The organism is Catenisphaera adipataccumulans, from assembly GCF_014202755.1.
In the GTDB taxonomy this organism is placed as follows: domain Bacteria; phylum Bacillota_I; class Bacilli_A; order Erysipelotrichales; family Erysipelotrichaceae; genus Catenisphaera; species Catenisphaera adipataccumulans.
In genome coordinates this window covers 39,341-55,680 of record NZ_JACHHK010000004.1, presented here as the reverse complement: position 1 = coordinate 55,680, position 16,340 = coordinate 39,341, and the positions used below count along the sequence as shown (strand labels likewise).

18 protein-coding genes are annotated in these 16,340 nt (G+C 48.5%); 1 reads left to right on the top strand and 17 read right to left on the bottom strand.

Translation table 11 applies throughout. The annotated features are described in order from the left end of the window. Window positions 1-6: 6 nt before the first annotated feature. The 4 genes from HNQ47_RS06045 to HNQ47_RS06030 form a co-directional block, all read right to left on the bottom strand. The gene (locus HNQ47_RS06045) at window positions 7-750 is read right to left on the bottom strand and encodes a GDSL-type esterase/lipase family protein (RefSeq protein ID WP_183328500.1); all 744 of its coding nucleotides are present in this window, start codon (window positions 748-750) and stop codon (window positions 7-9) included. Between the two features lie 12 nt (window positions 751-762). Then, window positions 763-1,500, bottom strand: a complete 738-nt coding sequence (locus HNQ47_RS06040) for a GDSL-type esterase/lipase family protein (RefSeq protein WP_183328499.1) — start codon at window positions 1,498-1,500, stop codon at window positions 763-765. A gap of 93 nt (window positions 1,501-1,593) precedes the next feature. Beyond that, window positions 1,594-2,463 carry a deoxyribonuclease IV gene (locus HNQ47_RS06035; RefSeq protein WP_183328498.1) on the bottom strand — a complete coding sequence of 290 codons (870 nt, stop codon included), beginning with the start codon at window positions 2,461-2,463 and terminating at the stop codon, window positions 1,594-1,596. Next, window positions 2,460-3,791, bottom strand: a complete 1,332-nt coding sequence (locus HNQ47_RS06030) for a DEAD/DEAH box helicase (protein ID WP_183328497.1) — start codon at window positions 3,789-3,791, stop codon at window positions 2,460-2,462. Before HNQ47_RS06030 ends, HNQ47_RS06035 begins: the two co-directional genes overlap by 4 nt. 79 nt (window positions 3,792-3,870) lie before the next feature. On the opposite strand from HNQ47_RS06030, the gene ispH reads away from it, so the two are divergent. Further along, complete coding sequence (gene ispH / locus HNQ47_RS06025) at window positions 3,871-4,773, top strand: 4-hydroxy-3-methylbut-2-enyl diphosphate reductase (protein ID WP_183328496.1); 903 nt, start codon at window positions 3,871-3,873, stop codon at window positions 4,771-4,773. Here ispH and HNQ47_RS06020 read toward each other — a convergent pair. From HNQ47_RS06020 to HNQ47_RS05960, 13 genes are all read right to left on the bottom strand, one after another. Further along, entirely contained in the window at window positions 4,768-5,412 is a 645-nt protein-coding gene (locus HNQ47_RS06020; protein ID WP_183328495.1) for a tRNA (adenine(22)-N(1))-methyltransferase, read from the bottom strand. The genes ispH and HNQ47_RS06020 overlap by 6 nt on opposite strands. Beyond that, on the bottom strand, window positions 5,409-6,551 hold the full coding sequence (gene rpoD / locus HNQ47_RS06015; RefSeq protein ID WP_183328494.1) for an RNA polymerase sigma factor RpoD: 1,143 nt from the start codon (window positions 6,549-6,551) through the stop codon (window positions 5,409-5,411). The genes HNQ47_RS06020 and rpoD overlap by 4 nt, the downstream gene beginning before the upstream one ends. A 3-nt stretch (window positions 6,552-6,554) precedes the next feature. Continuing rightward, complete coding sequence (gene dnaG / locus HNQ47_RS06010; RefSeq protein ID WP_183328493.1) at window positions 6,555-8,297, bottom strand: DNA primase; 1,743 nt, start codon at window positions 8,295-8,297, stop codon at window positions 6,555-6,557. A gap of 13 nt (window positions 8,298-8,310) precedes the next feature. Beyond that, window positions 8,311-9,690, bottom strand: coding sequence for a glycine--tRNA ligase (locus HNQ47_RS06005; RefSeq protein WP_183328492.1), 1,380 nt, complete (start codon window positions 9,688-9,690; stop codon window positions 8,311-8,313). Window positions 9,691-9,786: 96 nt separating this feature from the next. Then, window positions 9,787-10,515 (bottom strand): DNA repair protein RecO, encoded by a 729-nt coding sequence (gene recO / locus HNQ47_RS06000; protein ID WP_183328491.1) that lies wholly within the window; start codon window positions 10,513-10,515, stop codon window positions 9,787-9,789. After that, on the bottom strand, window positions 10,493-11,392 hold the full coding sequence (gene era, locus HNQ47_RS05995; RefSeq protein ID WP_183328490.1) for a GTPase Era: 900 nt from the start codon (window positions 11,390-11,392) through the stop codon (window positions 10,493-10,495). Before era ends, recO begins: the two co-directional genes overlap by 23 nt. A gap of 10 nt (window positions 11,393-11,402) precedes the next feature. Next, window positions 11,403-11,744 carry a diacylglycerol kinase family protein gene (locus tag HNQ47_RS05990; protein ID WP_183328489.1) on the bottom strand — a complete coding sequence of 114 codons (342 nt, stop codon included), beginning with the start codon at window positions 11,742-11,744 and terminating at the stop codon, window positions 11,403-11,405. Then, on the bottom strand, window positions 11,725-12,180 hold the full coding sequence (gene ybeY, locus HNQ47_RS05985; RefSeq protein WP_183328488.1) for an rRNA maturation RNase YbeY: 456 nt from the start codon (window positions 12,178-12,180) through the stop codon (window positions 11,725-11,727). Before ybeY ends, HNQ47_RS05990 begins: the two co-directional genes overlap by 20 nt. Before the next feature lie 49 nt (window positions 12,181-12,229). Continuing rightward, window positions 12,230-13,240 (bottom strand): LacI family DNA-binding transcriptional regulator, encoded by a 1,011-nt coding sequence (locus tag HNQ47_RS05980; protein ID WP_183328487.1) that lies wholly within the window; start codon window positions 13,238-13,240, stop codon window positions 12,230-12,232. Continuing rightward, window positions 13,237-13,803, bottom strand: a complete 567-nt coding sequence (locus HNQ47_RS05975) for a hypothetical protein (protein WP_183328486.1) — start codon at window positions 13,801-13,803, stop codon at window positions 13,237-13,239. The genes HNQ47_RS05980 and HNQ47_RS05975 overlap by 4 nt, the downstream gene beginning before the upstream one ends. 1 nt (window position 13,804) lies before the next feature. Then, entirely contained in the window at window positions 13,805-14,275 is a 471-nt protein-coding gene (locus HNQ47_RS05970; protein WP_183328485.1) for a hypothetical protein, read from the bottom strand. An 85-nt stretch (window positions 14,276-14,360) separates the two neighbouring features. Continuing rightward, the gene (locus tag HNQ47_RS05965; protein ID WP_183328484.1) at window positions 14,361-15,677 is read right to left on the bottom strand and encodes a UDP-N-acetylmuramate--L-alanine ligase; all 1,317 of its coding nucleotides are present in this window, start codon (window positions 15,675-15,677) and stop codon (window positions 14,361-14,363) included. 2 nt (window positions 15,678-15,679) lie between these two features. Beyond that, complete coding sequence (locus tag HNQ47_RS05960; protein WP_183328483.1) at window positions 15,680-16,339, bottom strand: hypothetical protein; 660 nt, start codon at window positions 16,337-16,339, stop codon at window positions 15,680-15,682. Between the last annotated feature and the right edge of the window lies 1 nt (window position 16,340).

Below are 16,340 nucleotides of genomic sequence, written 5' to 3'. Positions count from 1 at the left end.
TCACCTCTATAATCCTAAAATATTCTTTGCCCATACCGGGTAAAATGACGCATGAAAATGGACCCCATCTGCTTCATAAATATCCGCTTGTCCGTCATCACAGATCTCGGTATTATCGACATAGGTCCAGGCATTTTCTTTACACATCTTTTTGATCTTTGCATTGTATTTATCCACCTGATTCCAGGCAGGAGACTTGGCCGCGGCCGCTGCTGTGGCCGGAATGATGGAACAAACCGTGACAGTCGTCCCATCGGGACAGTATTTCAAGATTTGTTTGATCTGCGAGGCATAGTACCGATCGTACCCATTGTACTGTCCGTCAATATCCAGTCCCATGTCATTGACGCCGTAAGAAAAATACAAATGACTCGGACGCAGCCCTTTGATTTGTTTTTTCCAGTCCGTAATATTCTTGACGGTATGGCCGGCGCCGGCCATCACCCGTGCACGATCCAGGACTCCCATATTGGAAAATCCCACAACGCGGGAATCGCCAAAAAAGGCATAATCTGTAAAGAAAGAATAGACATTGATCTTGCCTTCTTTATAGGCATCGTTTAATTCCTGGCTACGTTTTTTGGTCAATTTTTTCGATATAGCCGTCGTTGATTTCTGTTCCTGCCCCTTCACATAGGCAATTCCCCTATCCACCGCATCATCTGCAGGCCATATAACGATGCCGAGAATCACCGCAAAAATCACAACAAAAACAACATGTCTTCGAAGTTGTTTTTTTCTCTTCTTCATCTTTCACCCTTCTTACAATCCCAGCATATGCATCGCCCAAACTTGATAAAAGGAAGGAACAAAATGGATCCCGTCGCCTTCATAGATTGAATCCGAATCGCAAATAGAATCATTATCAATGTACGTCCAGTGATTTCGCTTGCACATTTTTTTGATTTTTTGATTATATGCATCAATATTCTTCCAGTTCGCATTCTTTTCCTCTGCCCCAGCCGAGACCGGAAGGATAGAATTGACCGTCACGGTCGTTCCGCTCGGACACAGTTTCAGAATTTCTTTGATCTGTTTCTCGTAATATGTATCATACCCGCCGAGACTTTCATCCAAATTGCTTTGGATATCGTTCACACCATAGGAAAAATACAAGTGGGTCGGCCGCATTTTTTTGATCTGCGGTTTCCAATCTTTGATATTTACGATGGTCTGCCCAGTTTTTGCCAGGACCCGTGATGAATCCAGATAACCGTATGTTGAAAAGCCGGTCACACGAGAATCGCCAAAAAACGCGTAGTCTTGATAAAAAGCAAAGATATTGATCTTGCCGTCCTGATACGCTTTTTCCAGTTCTTGGCTTCGGATGGTGCTTAATTTATGATTCAGCTGGTCGGTATCCGCATTTTCTTGTTTTTCGATATAAGACAGTCCCGTCTGTACATTGCTTGGTTCCGACAATAAAGCATGAAAAATAAAAAAGGCTGCACAAACAAGAACAACCAAAACAAACACAAAACGATGACCTCTAAACTTCATACTCTCATTCCTTTACCGCACCTATTCTATCACAAACCTTTCCCAATACTCAAGCGCTCCGACACCAATGTTCAGACCAGAAAAAAAGGCAGATCAATGGTCTGCCTTTTCGATTGGTAAATGATCGCGTAAAGCTTCAATTTCATGTTCGTACGGCGGTTCGCCGTCCACATACGGCGTCTCCAGGATCTTTGTGACATCCGCAAGCTGCGGATGGTGACAAACACGGTATAACGCCTCGAACCCAATGGTTCCCTGCCCGATATTCGCATGCCGGTCTTTATGTGCTCCCAGCGGATTTTTTGAATCATTGACATGGATCACCGCAATGTTTTCAAGTCCGAACAAGGCTGTAAACCGATCCAAGACTGAATCAAAATCCTCGATGTCATAGCCGGCATCATTCAAGTGACAAGTATCCATGCAGATACGGATCCGCTCCTGTTTATGCACCCCGGCTTTGATCTCGGCCAGCTGCTCCGGCGTCGTCCCGCATTCACTGCCTTTGCCGGCCATCGTCTCCAGGGCAATGTTGACCGGATGATCATCCGCATCCAATACCTGATTCAGACGCTGAATGATCCATTGGATCCCGATTTCCGTACCGGCTTTGACATGGCTGCCGGGATGCAGCACCAGCGTATCGGCCCCGATGGCCGCGGTACGGCCTAATTCTTCTTTCAGAAAGTCCGCACCGAACTGCGATTTTTCCGGATCGACGGAATTTGCCAAATTAATGATATACGGAGCATGGACGATGATCCGATGCGGATCAAAGTCATGTTCCGCCATCAGTTGATGGGCCTCGTCGATCTTCAGCTGATCGACCGGCCGACGGCGGGAATTGCTCGGCGGCCCGGTATAGATCATGCACGCATTGGCGCCATAAGAGAGGGCTTCCTTGATCGAACCAAGCATGAAGTCCGGGGCTTTCATAGATACGTGACTGCCTAAATAGATCATGATCGTTTTCCTTTCGCACGCTGCTTTTCGATCGCGCGTTCTTTTTTCTGCCGCTGAATATCCTTTTGGATGATCTCGCGTTTCCGTTTTCGTTTCAATCGTTCAATTTCCTGACGTTGTTTCTTTTTATAATTTGGTTTGACTTTCTGCTTCTTCCGGTGCACGATCTTATTGATTTCTTGTTCCAGCGGATCGTCTTTTTTCGGCGGTTTGCGGTCGACGTATGGTTTCAGATCAACAAACGTGTTGTTCTTCACATCTTTATGATGAAACGCAATGCCTTTCCGCATCAGCGAAAGGATCGCATTGCGGTCGGATTTTTGATACAGTGCAATACAAATTCCGTCCCGCTGCACCCGTCCGGTCCGGCCGGCCCGATGAATGTAGAATTTCAGATCCCGCGGGAAGCCGCAAGAAATCACGTGCGTGATCCCTTCGATATCAATGCCGCGGCTGGCAATATCACTGGCCACGATATATGTTTTCTGCTGCGATTCGATGGTCTTGATGGCCTGCAGACGTTGGCGGGATTCCAGATCGCCGTGCAGTTCGACCAGATCGTATCCATTGGCGCGCAGAAAATCCGCGGTCGCTTTTGTCTCCGCTGTTGTGTTGCAGAAAATCAGACAAACATACGGCTGAATGGCCGGCAGCACATCGAGCAGTTTTTCCTGATAGGATTTATGTTTGCACGGCACCAAATAATGCGTGACGTCACTTTGATAATCTTTGTTTTCATCGATCTGGATCCAGACCGGATCGTGCAGATACTTCTGTAAGAACGGATGCAGCGCATTCGGGATCGTCGCCGAGAAGACCATCAGGCGCAGATTTTTCGGCATCTTGGATAAAATCACATCGACATCTTCCAGAAAACCGAATTCCAGTGTCATGTCCGCCTCATCGATGACCATGAGCTGGGCCGTATCCAGACGCAGTTCATTTTCCTGAATAAATAAATCTTTCATCCGTCCTGGTGTCCCGATCACGATCTGCGGCTGCAGACCAATTTCTTTTCGTTCCATACCGCCGGTCACCAGCTTGACCCGCGCGCCGAAATGTTTGGCAATAGTTTTACAACGGGAATACAACTGAAACGCCAATTCACGGGTGGGCGCTGAAATCACCGCCTGGACTTCATCTTTCTCCAGATCCAGCTGATCGAAGATCGGAAAAAAGAAGGCATGGCTTTTTCCGGAACCGGTGCTGGAAATACCGATGAGGTCACGGTTACTGTTTTCATATTTTAATACTTCCTGTTGGATCGGTGTCATGGTCTTAAAATGCTCAAGATCCATGATTTCCTGGATCCGTTTTGATGAATTCATGGTTTCGCCTCCTTAAAATCTTGTTCATGATACCATACTCCCCCTTTGAAAACAAATGAAGCTATGCGATAATATTTTCATGAACAGAAAAATTATCAAAGTCGAACCGCAGGGCTACTGCGGCGGCGTCCGGCAGGCGATTGCCAAGGTAAAAGCCTGCCGCAATCAATATCCGGATCAGCCGATCACCATCCTCGGCAATCTGGTCCACAATGAGTATGTCAAAGAAGCGCTGGGCCGGCTGGACATCCGCACCTTGGAACAAAAAGGCCGGACCCGCCTGGAGCTGCTCGATCAAATCAACGAAGGTGTTGTGGTCTTCACAGCGCATGGCATCAGTGATGAAGTCCGGCAGAAGGCTATAGCAAAAGGGCTGACCATTGTCGATGCATCCTGTCCGTTTGTCCTGCAGACACAAAAAATTGTCAAACAAAAACTGCAGGCTGGTTATACCGTTTTCTACATCGGCAAATACCGTCATCCCGAGGCCGAAGCCATCTATCTGCACCAGGATCATGTGGCCTTGATCACCAAACCGGATGACATTCCGACAGCGGTCCGCAGCCCGATTTTTGTCACCAATCAAACCACAATGTCCGTACTTGATATCCGCGATCTCTTTCTGGCGATCCGCCGGTATTATCCACAAGCTGAATTCCATGATGAAATCTGCAATGCGACGCGTGTCCGTCAGCAGGCGATCCTGGATTTAAAAAAACAAAATGTACAGGCTCTGATCGTCGTTGGCTCCCCCACCAGCAACAATACCGCCAAACTGGCTGAGATCGGCCGGCTTGCGGGGATCCGCAGCATTCAGCGCATCCAGGATGTGACTGAACTGGATCCGGCAGCGATCGCTGAGGCAGAGACGATCGCGGTCACAAGCGGAGCGAGCACGCCGCCCTATTTAACGCAGATGGTCATCGATACGCTGCATCATCCCGAACAAAAACAAAAGATACACATAGAAGAAATTCTATAGTGTATCTCTTTTTTTTAAACATTCCAGCTTTTGAACCAATTCGCCGTTTTTTTCCGGCGGGACCTGTTTCAGCAGCGTTTTATATTTTTGTTCCAGTCGATCCAAATAGGTCTGAAACTCTTCCCTGTTGCATACATTCTTGCCGTATTCGATCTCAAAGGCAGTCATGGGCTGGATCGTATCCTTTTTCTTGACTTCCAGGATCGGATAGGCATGATTCCCTTCCGTGATCAGCTGCTCACGAAGGATATGCAGTCCGTGCGCCTGAAGATACATGCGCAGGTCGGCTGCATGATTATGCGGCGAAATCAGAAAGGTCTGCTCCCGGATCTGTCCCTTGGATAAGATATCCTGGATCGTGCGGCCGCCCATGCCGGCAATGACAATGATATCGACCGCTTCGGGGAGTCCTTCGATCCCGGTCTGCAGACGGCATTCGATCTGACCATCTAAGTTCTGTGCGCGGATATTTTCTGCCGCCCGCTGCAGCGGTCCGGGCGCAATGTCACAGGCGTAGGCTTTGTTTACCCGATGTTCCTGCACGGCAGCAATGGCCACATAGGCATGATCACAGCCGATGTCTGCTAAGACGCTGCCGTCGATCCAGTCGACGATCTTGCGCAGCCGGCGGGAAATCATGATTTCATAAAGTCTTTCAGACGTTTGGAACGGTTCGGTTTCTTCAGTTTACGGATCGCCTTGGCTTCGATCTGGCGGATCCGTTCACGGGTCACATTGAATTCTTTGCCGACTTCTTCCAACGTCCGGGTCCGGCCGTCTTCCAGGCCGAACCGCAGCCGCAGAACTTTTTCCTCGCGTTCGGTCAAGCCCTGCAGGACGTTGTTGATCTCGTCCTTCAGCAGCTGGTTGTTTGTATAATCATCCGGCGAAAGCGTCTCTTTATCTTCGATGAAATCACCCAAATGTGAATCATCTTCTTCACCGATGGGCGTCTCCAGGCTGACCGGATCCAAAGCGATCTTCTGGATCTCACGTACCTTATCCGCAGTGATGTTGTCCATCTTTTCAGCGATTTCTTCCGGGATCGGGTCACGGCCCAGATCTTGGACCAGCTGCCGCTGGATCCGCGTCAATTTATTGATGGTTTCGACCATATGCACCGGGATCCGGATCGTCCGGGCTTGATCAGCAATGGCACGGGTGATCGACTGCCGGATCCACCATGTGGCATAGGTAGAAAATTTAAAGCCTTTTTTATAATCAAATTTATCGACGGCTTTGATCAATCCGCAGTTGCCTTCCTGGATCAGATCCAGAAACAGCATGCCGCGGCCGACATATTTCTTTGCGATCGAGACCACCAGCCGCAAGTTCGATTCAATGAGGATCTGTTTGGCTTCTTCGTCCCCCTCCTGAATCCGCTTGGCGATGATCGGCTCTTCTTTTGGATCCAGCAGCGGGATCTGACCGATTTCTTTCAAATACATCTTGACCGGATCATTGATCTTGGTATGGGAAGAGTTCGCAAACGATTGTTCCAGCTGCGCGATCTCGTCAACGGAATCCTCATCTTCTTCCACTTCGACATCTTCATCGATGTCATCCAGCCCGTCTTTATCAAGAAAAGCAATGTCGTTTTCATCACACCAGTTGAATAAGGCATCCAGATCATCATCGGATAATTTCAGCTTGGCGATGGCTTCCATGAAGGCGTGCTGCGATAAGTTCTCATCTGAATTCTTGGTATTCAGCAAGTATTCTTTTGCCTCCTCCAATGTGGCAAAGCTTTTCGGCATGGTGTTTTTTTCTTCAGCCATTCCCTATCCTTCCTTTCTTCCTAAACGATCTTTATTCATGATCAGTTCTTTTTTCTTATTCCATAACTTCAATTTTTCATCCAGATCCGAAGTGCTGCTGATCTTACGATTGATCACATCCAGCTGTTCCTGGATCAGACACTTGCGGACCTTGGTCAGACTGTCCTCAAAATACGTTTCATCAAACGTTTGGGGACGGTTTGTATCCAGCAGCAGATCGTTCAAGTACCGACGGACCGGTTCTTCGTTGATCCGGGACATCAGATCATCGGGATCCAGCTGATCTTTCTCCCGATAGATGTCATAACAGTACAAGGCGATCTGCCGGCAGTATTCATTCTTGAAAAATCCGATTTCTTCCTTAAAACGGCGGGCTGCGTCTTTATTCAATAACATCATGGATAAGATCACCCGCTCCGCATGCGTACGCCCGTCTTCCGGCATCGAAATGACGGTCTGCGGGAGCGGCCGATTTTTCCTATGCGGCTGCACCGGCTGGCTGATCGCCTGGGAAAAATCAAAACCGCTCCGTTGTTTCAGTTTCTGCAGGTCGGTCTGCTTCTCAAACGGCTCATCGGTCAGCTTGATGGCTTCAAAGATTTCCTGCGCATAGGCTTTCCGGTCTTCATATGTATCCAGATTATATTTTTTCCGCAAATAGTCAAATAGAAAATCGACCCACGAAATCGTCCGTGATACATATTCGCTCAGGGCTTCTTTGCCGCCGCTGTCAAAGATCTCATCGGGATCCTGATCCGTCGAACTTTGAACGATCTGAAACGAAAGATGACGGGCAGCTGCCGAACGGCCGAACTTATAGGCTGCATCCTGACCGGCTTGATCCCCGTCGTAACAAACCGTTACCGGTTGTTTCAATCCGGCAATCAGCTGCAGCTGTCGTTGGGTACAAGCGGTTCCCAGACAGGCAATGGCTTCATGGATCCCGGCTTTCTCAAATGCCAGCACATCCATCGCGCCTTCGGTCAGGATGACGCGTTCCGCTTTCCGGGCAGCCGGCCGGGCACGGTGATAATTGAAGACAAAATTGCCTTTTTCATAAATTTTCGTTGCCGAGGTATTGATGTACTTCGGCTCGGAACTGCGGTCATTTAAACGGCGGGCGGTAAACCCGACTGGATAGCCGTTCTCATCATGGATCGGGATCAAAAACCGATCATGAAATAAGATCCGGCCGCCGGATGTCAATCCGATTTCCTCCAGGATCTGCGGGCTATATTGCTTAGCCTGCAGGAAACGCCGGGAGATGTCCGCTGCCGGTGCATAGCCGATCTCAAAATCATCGATGATTTGATCGGTCATCTTACGTCGCCGCAGATACGCATCGGCCTGCTTCCCCTCTTCGCTTTTCAGTTCGTAGCACGTAAAACGGATATATTCCTGCAGCGCATCGTAATAACGTTGGTTCGGATCTTCGCGTTTGATCACACTGCGGTGCTCAAGGGGATAATGGATCATGTCCGCTACTTTATAGACAGCTTCCTGAAAACTGATATTTTCGATCCGCTGCACAAAGCCGAACACATCGCCGCCGGCCCCGCATACAAAACACTTGAAGATCTGTTTTTCTGCCGATATAGATAAACTCGGATCGTGGTCATCGTGAAACGGGCAGACGGCTTTGTAGTCTTTGCCGCGTTTTTCCAAGTCCAGATAGTGTGAGATGATATCTACAATATCCGCCTGACTGCGGATGGCCTTTAAATCTTCTTCAGCGATCCAGCTCAATCCGCTCTCCTTTCTACCATTCGAATTTCGGTTCCAAATAAGCTTTCAAATCTTTGATCGCGATCCGTTCTTGTGCCATCGTATCGCGGTCACGCACCGTGACGCAGCCATCTTCGGCCGTATCGAAATCCACCGTGACACAGTACGGCGTGCCGACCGCATCCTGACGGCGATACCGCTTGCCGATGCTTTGGGCTTCATCATAGGTGCAGGAGAAGTGCTTTGACAGCATGTGGAATACTTCAGTTGCCGGTTCGCTCAATTTCTTAGAAAGCGGCAGCACGGCAACCTTATACGGTGCCAATACCGGATGCAGCTTCAGGACAACGCGCTCCTCCTTCTCCAGTTGTTCAACCGTATAGGCTTCGCACATCAGCGCCAGCATCATTCGTTCGACACCGACACTCGGTTCGATGACATACGGGATATATTTTTCGTTTGTCGCTGGATCAAAATACTCCAGTGATTGTTTACTATGTTCCTGGTGCGCCTTTAAATCAAAGTCCGTGCGGTCCGCAATGCCCCACAGTTCGCCCCAGCCGATCGGTTCGGAGAATTGATACTCGATATCGCTGGTGCCGTTGGAATAGTGGGCCAGTTCTTCCGGATCGTGCGCACGCAGGCGCAGGCTCTCTTTGCGGATGCCTAAATCGTACAAGAACTGCAGGCAGGCATCGCAATAATATTTGAACCAATCCAGGTCCGTTCCCGGCTTACAGAAGAATTCGAGTTCCATCTGCTCAAACTCACGGGTACGGAAAATAAAGTTGCCCGGCGTAATTTCATTGCGGAAGCTCTTGCCGATCTGGCCGATGCCGAACGGCACCTTTCGGCGCATCGTACGCTGGACGTTTTTAAAATTCACAAAGATACCTTGGGCGGTTTCCGGACGTAAATAAATCGTGCTTTTCGCATCTTCCAGAACGCCTTGGTACGTTTTGAACATCAAATTGAACTGACGGATACCGGTAAAATTCTTGGCTCCGCACTTCGGGCAGGCAATTTCGTGTTCTTTGATGAAATTTTCCATTTCTTCATTGGACATGCCGGCAGCACTGACTTCATGATTGGTTGCCTCTTCGATCAGCTGATCGGCACGGAAACGGCTCTTGCATTCCTTGCAGTCCATCAGCGGATCGCTGAACCCGCCGACGTGGCCGCTGGCCACCCAGACTTCCGGGTTCATCAAAATGGCACTTTGAATGCCGACATTGCGCGGGTCTTCTTCAATAAAACGTTTCCACCACGCGTTTTTTATATTATTCTTTAATTCCACACCCAGCGGACCGAAGTCCCAAGTATTGGACAGGCCGCCGTAGATCTCGGATCCTTGGAAAACGAATCCGGTGTTCTTCATATGCGCCACAACATCATTAAAAGTTTTTTCGTTCATAGTCGACTCCTTTATTGTTTTTGTCAAAAATGCTGACAAAAAGGTACTTTAATATAATAACACAATTTCAATAAAAAAGACGCCAAAGACGTCTGTTTATTGTATCTTTTTCAATAGCTCAACACTATTCAAATGGATCTGCGTATAATATTCAAACCAATAGGCCCATTCCAGCCAGTCCGAAAGCGTAAAATGGAACAATTCCAGCAGTTTTTCTTCCTTTCCACGGCAATGAAACAACGAATGGATCTTGATCAGATCTGCTTTCGGGCGCCGGTTGACTGGATTGCGGTTGTCCGCCTGACAAAGGAAGCCGCCTTCCCGTACGGAAAAAGCATCCAGATGGTCGGTCCGCTGACAGCGCACACAGCCGTCCGTATACGGAGCGATCCCATTCTTGATCAACAGTTTGGCCATCGCCAGACAGGCATAGCCATAGCGGTTGTCTGCTTCCTTTTGGAACGCCTGCCACATGTGATCCAGGCTATGATACACCGTCGGATCGGTTTCCATATGACTGATGCATTCGGTCATGCCGGCTGCCACGCACTGCATTTCTAAATCGGACATGATGCGGTAAGCATACGAGATCACCTGGCCGTACAGCAGCATCGGCAGTTTGCCCGGCCGTTCATTGATGCTGATGCTAACTTTCGAATACGGCTGACAGACCATGCGGTTTTTCGAACTGTTTTTCTGGATCCCGCGGGCCAGAAAGCGGATCTTCCGGTCCGGCAGCAGCGCTGACACCAGCCCGTCGTTTTCCCGATAAGCATCTACGCTCAAGATCAGCGCTTCGGTCTCAGTCGTCATCTTCCAACTCATCCAGGCCGAATTCTTTGATCTTATCGGCTTTGTTCCGCCAGTTTTTTACCACCCGGACATAAAGTTCCAGCTGCACCGGGCGCTGCAGTTTCTGTTTGATTTCCTTTTGAGCATCCAGACGGATCGCACGGATCATGGCCCCTTGTTTGCCGATCAAGATGCCTTTCTGGCTGTCCTTATCGACAATGATCGACATCTGCAGGTAAAGTTTCTCATCCTCCTCTTGATACGAATCCAGGACCACGGCCACACTGTGCGGGATCTCCTGCTGCGTGCGGGTCAGGATCTTCTCCCGGACAATTTCACATAACTGGAATGTCAGACTGTGGTCACTGGTCATTTCTGACGGGAACAGAGGTCCGCCCTCCGGCAGATATTTACGGAAGACGTTCAGAAGTTCTTCCAGATTGTCCGTTTTTAACGCACTGATCGGCACGATGTCCGCAAAATCATAAACAGTCTGCCATTTCAGCAGGCTCTTCATCATTTTTTCCCGCGGCAGACAATCGATCTTGTTTAAGATCAGGACCACTGGTTTGTGCAGCGTTTCAATGCGTTTGAGAATATGCTGGTCACCGGTGCCGAAGCTCTGTGTGCCGTCAACGATCCAGCCGATGCAGTCACAGTCCTCCATCGCGGTATAAGCATTTTTATTTAAAACGCGTCCCAGCTGCTGCTGCGGTTTATGGATACCAGGGGTATCCATGAAAACATATTGACAGTCGGCCTTCGTTAAAATACCCGCGATGTTATTGCGGGTAGTGTTTGGTTTATCCGACATAATGGATACTTTTTCCTGAAGCATAGCGTTCATCAGCGTACTTTTACCGGCGTTCGGCCGGCCGATGATCGCAATAAATCCGGATTGATAGCTCATAGCGTTCCTCCTATAATTTGGGAATAAAAATAACCAGACCAATGATCGCCGCTAAAATGCAGATCAAGGACACTCCGGCAGCAGCCATGTCTTTGATCCGTTTTGCGCGCGGATCCCGTTTGGTCGAAATGTAGTCAACACAGCCTTCGATGCAGGAATTAAAGACCTCAGCAGCAACTACCAGTAAGATCGCTGTACAGATCCACAGCCATTCGCCGGCATTCAAGTGCAGAAGGACAGCTGCGATCAGCACGATCAGTCCGAAAAGCATCTGCAGACGGATGCTTCTGTCCCTTAACATATACCGAAAACCGGATGCCGCATATTTAAATCTACCGATGAACCACTTCATCCAATATCACATCCTGTAAATGAAACATTTCTTTTTCGTCTTCCGGTGTCATATGATCATAACCCATTAAGTGCAGCAGACCGTGGCAGAATAAGAAGCAGGCTTCCCGGCGCTGGGAATGGCCGTATTCTGCTGCCTGATCACGGATGGCCTGTACATTAATAAAAATATCACCCAGTTCATATTCATCTTCTTCACCGAATGCATCCGACATGTCATCCTGCAGCGCGAAGCTGATCACATCGGTGGCACGGTCGACGTGCCGATAACTGCGGTTGATCTCATGAATTTCTTCGGGGGTCACGAAAATGACCGATAAGGTCCAGTCGCCCGGACGGTTCAATACGGTGCAGGTCCGTTCCAGGATCGTTTGATAATCTTTTTTATAACGATAAACGGAATGGTCATGCGCCTGATTTACAATTACAAGTTCCATGTTCTTATTATAAGATACTGAAATTAAAAAGAAAAGGCGCCTGCGCACCTTAATCTTTCGTTGTCTGCCGCGGCATATAGTTGTACGACATATTGATCTTATTGTTGTTTTTCACGGACTCATCATTGACCAGCATCTTGGTCAACAGACGCATCGCGACCGCACCCATATCGTATTCCGGCACATTGTAGGTCGAAACATTCGGACGGGTCATCATCAGGTACTTGCTGTTCAGCACACAGATCAGTTCGGCATCGTCCGGAACAGTATATCCGGCTTCGGTGCCGGCGTTCATCATAGCGATCGCCTGTGAATCACGCAGCGTCACGACTACTTTGCTTGGTTTATGCGTCTTGAAATATTCCGTCAGGAAGGCATAAGAACTCTTATACGTTTCATCGTAGGAAATATACTTTGTAAATTCTTTGCCGTTTTCCTTAAACGCCCGCTCCATGCCGGCTTTCAGCTGCTGCATGGTGCTCATATTCAGCTTATCTTCCACCAATGAAATATCGTCGATGCCCCGTTCGAAATAACGGTTGGTCAGTTCATAGGCCAGCTGTTCAAAATTAATATAGACATTGCCGACCGTTTCGATGCCGTTGTCTTCGATCCGGCTGCCGACCACGACGGTCGGGATCTGGTAATCATTCAATACTTCCATCTCTTCTTGGGAGAAGTTGTCATTGAATAAGATCACACCATCCACACGCGATTTGATGATCGATTCGATCACATCCTGCATCCGGGAAATGCCCTTGCTGGTGGTGTGGAACATGATGTTGTAGTTGTAGATCTTGGCTACATCCATCAAACCATTCAGGATCTTCGCATTGTAGGCAAACAGTTTTTCGCTCATGACAATCGATACGGTCGTCGTCTTTGACAAAGCCAGTCCCTGCGCAATGGCATTGGGCTTGTATCCTAATTTTTTGATTGCTTCCTGTACGCGTAAGCGGGTATCTTCCCGCACGACGTTGCTGTCATTGATGACCCGGCTGACCGTAGCCAGGGAAACGTCCGCTTCTTTTGCGACATCATAAATTGTTATTCGTTTCATTGCTGACCGTCACCATCGTCCTTTTTATCCAGCAGATTTCGCAGTCCGCCGAAAATTGTGGAATTCATCTTATTGGTGAACTCTTCTGCAGCATCCACCCCGCGTTTCAAGCCTTCGCTTTTCCGCAGTGTATCCATGCGTTCATCCGCACGCTGGGCGGCATTTTTCATCGCTGGGTTGTTCATCAGCAGCTCGCCGGTGGCTTTAAAGCCTTCGCTGATCAGTCCCAGCGTTCCTTCCAATACATCTTTGGTGCCGTCAATGGTCTTGCGGAAACTTTCGCTGTTGCTGATTTCAACGGCTTTTTCACGCGATTCCTGCAAGGTCTTGGTGACATTTTCCTTGGAATTTTCCAAGACCGCTTTGATTTTCTCCGGATCAGATGTATCCTTGGTCCATTGTTTCAAATCACTGAAAATCTTGTTCAGGCGCTCGCGGGCATCATTGATCATTTTTTCGTTTTCGGCATTGCCGTCTTCACGGTAATTTTCCAATTCTTCCAGGGACTCTTCTTTAAGTTTTTCCACTTCGGATTCGGCTGTTTTCTTTTCTTCATCTGACATATTATCGATCCTCCTCAATTTGACCGTCATGATAGACCGGGAATTCACGTACCCGTTTTTGATGAACAGCATCTTTGATTTCATCCTGTTTTTCTTTTACGACCGTCGTTTTTTCATCCACCCAGCTCTTCACAGCTTCTGCATCTTTGGCCAATTTCTGATCTTCTTTCTTTTCATTGACCCACGCTTTCAGCTGATCCAATCCTTCACCGGCAGATTTCACAGCGGCGATCGTCGCTTCTCTGGCGGCATGGTGGACATCATCGACAGTATGTGACAGGTCTTCCACTGTCGCTAACGGTGCATCCAGTTTTTTGATCTGTGTATCTACGACCGCTAGGGTCTTATCGAATTCCTTTAACGTCTCGATTAATTTCTTTAGGAAAAATGCCAAATACACCAGGGCCACAACGCCGGCAACCGGCAGCAGGCATAAGAACAATTCACGGATGCCTTCCAAGACTTCTTCCATGGTATCACCTCGAAAAAATTATAACACGTTTGAAAATTTACCTCTACCGATTTTGAAAACATTTTCATAAGAAAAAAAGAGGCGCTCAGTCCTCTTCAAATAATGCTTTTAATTTATCCTTCAGCAGGTAGATATCCTTGCTGGACATGAATACATAAACCGCCGGCTGCATGTCATACAAAATCTTGGCCGAGACATCGTCGATGTCCAATAATTTGGCGCCCGGGCAAAGATTCATCAGATCATCGATCGTCACGGTGACATTCTCGTTTTCACGCACTGCGTTTTTCGGAAAGTCGCACAGGCAGACTTGATCTGCTGTATTCAGACTGTCCGCAAAGCCCTGCAGGAAATCCTGGAGCCGTGAATAACGATCTGGTTTATAAAGCGCAACGATTTTCTTGCCTGGGAACTTTTTGCGGGCCATATCAATCATATAACGAATCGCCGTCGGATGGTGCGCATAATCATCGATCAGCACGTTCTCACCGATTTCTTCGATGACCGAACGGCGGGAGATGCCCTTAAAGTTCTTTAAACCTTCTACGATATCATCGGCCGGCATGCCCAGTTCATGTGCCATCGCAAAGCAGCCCAGCGCATCCTGCAGGAACGGATCGCCGGCTTCCGGCAGCTCCGCATGCGCCAGGATCTTGCCTTTGTGTTTGATATCGAACCGCATACCGAACGGGCCCTGCTCTACATTGACCGCCTGATAATCGTTGCCGTCTTTCAAGCCGTAGGTCACATACGGAACATTATAATGCAGCTTGGTCAGATGCGGATCATCGCCGAAGACAACGGCTTTCTTGCGGATCTGATCCACAAAGGACTGGAAAGCGGAAATGTAATCATCGAGATCTTTGTAGTAATCGGTATGATCCAGATCGATATTGGTGATGATCGCATAATCCGGGTGATAGTTCAGGAAATGACGCTGGAATTCACAGGACTCGACCACAAAGTATTTCGCGCCCTCCGGCATATAGCCATGGCCGTCGCCGATCAAATAACCGGTCTTATCCAAGTCATGAAGCATCGATCCCAGGATACCGGTCGTGGTCGACTTACCGTGCGTTCCGGCAATGCTGATGGAATCATACGATTCCATGAACTTACCTAAGAATTCAAAATAGTAATAGGTCTTCACGGTCGGATTTGCCAGCGCGGCTTTGACTTCCGGATTGGATTCATCAAACGCGTTGCCGATGATGACCGTGTCGCCGTCTTTGATGTTGGCGGGATCGAATGTCGTAAACGGAATGTTTCGTTCTTCCAGCCGGTCCTGCGTAAAAATGTATTTGGCGATATCACTGCCGGTCACTTCATAGTGCTCGTCATGCAGAATGCAGGCCAGCGCGGCCATACCGGTTCCTTTGATACCGATAAAATGATACGCCATGGTCAGTCCTTCTTTCCGCTGCCGTCAAACAGTCCCTGCTGTGCATCGGTTTTCTTCTCTGGTTTTTCCAGCATGTCCGAAAGTTCCACGGCCTGTTTTTTGGCTGCTTCCTTTTTCGGATCCATCTTCGGCACGGTCTGTTTCTTGGTGACGGTCGGCAGATCCTGGCCGTACATCGGAGACAGGACTTCTTTAAAGTTCGGATCGTTGAGCGGTTTCTCCAAACGGATCGCATCGTGCACCTTGGAGTAATCTTTGTCTTCGTCGTGGGTATTGCCGAAGATCGGCGAGATGATCGCCTGATAATTGCTCCGTGTGCGGCTGTTGTTTTTCAGTTTATTGCGGTCAAAATGATACTCGCTGTTTCTTCTGCGGTTATGCGGGCGATAGCCGTCGGCGTGGATATCCATAAAGCCGGTTTCTTTTTTCGGTTGTTCCGGCTGAAACGGCTGAACAGGAGGGATTTCGTCGAAATTCACGATTTCCGGTTGTTTTTCTGCATCGGCAGCCGGGCTTTGGGCCGCATCCGCTTTGATGTCCGGTTCTTTTTTCTCCGGTGCCTGTACGCTGACTTCATCGACCGGATATTCTTCGTCGTCTTCCAGTTCTTCTTCAATATCGACGTCTTCTTTAAACATGGATTTCATTAAATCTTTAAACATC

What these genes read in the sequence shown, in the direction of transcription:
- HNQ47_RS06045 (WP_183328500.1), bottom strand. Translation starts at nt 750, where the DNA reads ATGAAGAAGAGAAAAAAACAACTTCGAAGACATGTTGTTTTTGTTGTG.
- HNQ47_RS06040 (WP_183328499.1), bottom strand. Translation starts at nt 1,500, where the DNA reads ATGAAGTTTAGAGGTCATCGTTTTGTGTTTGTTTTGGTTGTTCTTGTT.
- HNQ47_RS06035 (WP_183328498.1), bottom strand. Translation starts at nt 2,463, where the DNA reads ATGATCTATTTAGGCAGTCACGTATCTATGAAAGCCCCGGACTTCATG.
- HNQ47_RS06030 (WP_183328497.1), bottom strand. Translation starts at nt 3,791, where the DNA reads ATGAATTCATCAAAACGGATCCAGGAAATCATGGATCTTGAGCATTTT.
- ispH (WP_183328496.1), top strand. Translation starts at nt 3,871, where the DNA reads ATGAACAGAAAAATTATCAAAGTCGAACCGCAGGGCTACTGCGGCGGC.
- HNQ47_RS06020 (WP_183328495.1), bottom strand. Translation starts at nt 5,412, where the DNA reads ATGATTTCCCGCCGGCTGCGCAAGATCGTCGACTGGATCGACGGCAGC.
- rpoD (WP_183328494.1), bottom strand. Translation starts at nt 6,551, where the DNA reads ATGGCTGAAGAAAAAAACACCATGCCGAAAAGCTTTGCCACATTGGAG.
- HNQ47_RS06005 (WP_183328492.1), bottom strand. Translation starts at nt 9,690, where the DNA reads ATGAACGAAAAAACTTTTAATGATGTTGTGGCGCATATGAAGAACACC.
- recO (WP_183328491.1), bottom strand. Translation starts at nt 10,515, where the DNA reads ATGAGTTGGAAGATGACGACTGAGACCGAAGCGCTGATCTTGAGCGTA.
- era (WP_183328490.1), bottom strand. Translation starts at nt 11,392, where the DNA reads ATGAGCTATCAATCCGGATTTATTGCGATCATCGGCCGGCCGAACGCC.
- HNQ47_RS05990 (WP_183328489.1), bottom strand. Translation starts at nt 11,744, where the DNA reads ATGAAGTGGTTCATCGGTAGATTTAAATATGCGGCATCCGGTTTTCGG.
- ybeY (WP_183328488.1), bottom strand. Translation starts at nt 12,180, where the DNA reads ATGGAACTTGTAATTGTAAATCAGGCGCATGACCATTCCGTTTATCGT.
- HNQ47_RS05980 (WP_183328487.1), bottom strand. Translation starts at nt 13,240, where the DNA reads ATGAAACGAATAACAATTTATGATGTCGCAAAAGAAGCGGACGTTTCC.
- HNQ47_RS05975 (WP_183328486.1), bottom strand. Translation starts at nt 13,803, where the DNA reads ATGTCAGATGAAGAAAAGAAAACAGCCGAATCCGAAGTGGAAAAACTT.
- HNQ47_RS05970 (WP_183328485.1), bottom strand. Translation starts at nt 14,275, where the DNA reads ATGGAAGAAGTCTTGGAAGGCATCCGTGAATTGTTCTTATGCCTGCTG.
- HNQ47_RS05965 (WP_183328484.1), bottom strand. Translation starts at nt 15,677, where the DNA reads ATGGCGTATCATTTTATCGGTATCAAAGGAACCGGTATGGCCGCGCTG.
- HNQ47_RS05960 (WP_183328483.1), bottom strand. Translation starts at nt 16,339, where the DNA reads ATGTTTAAAGATTTAATGAAATCCATGTTTAAAGAAGACGTCGATATT.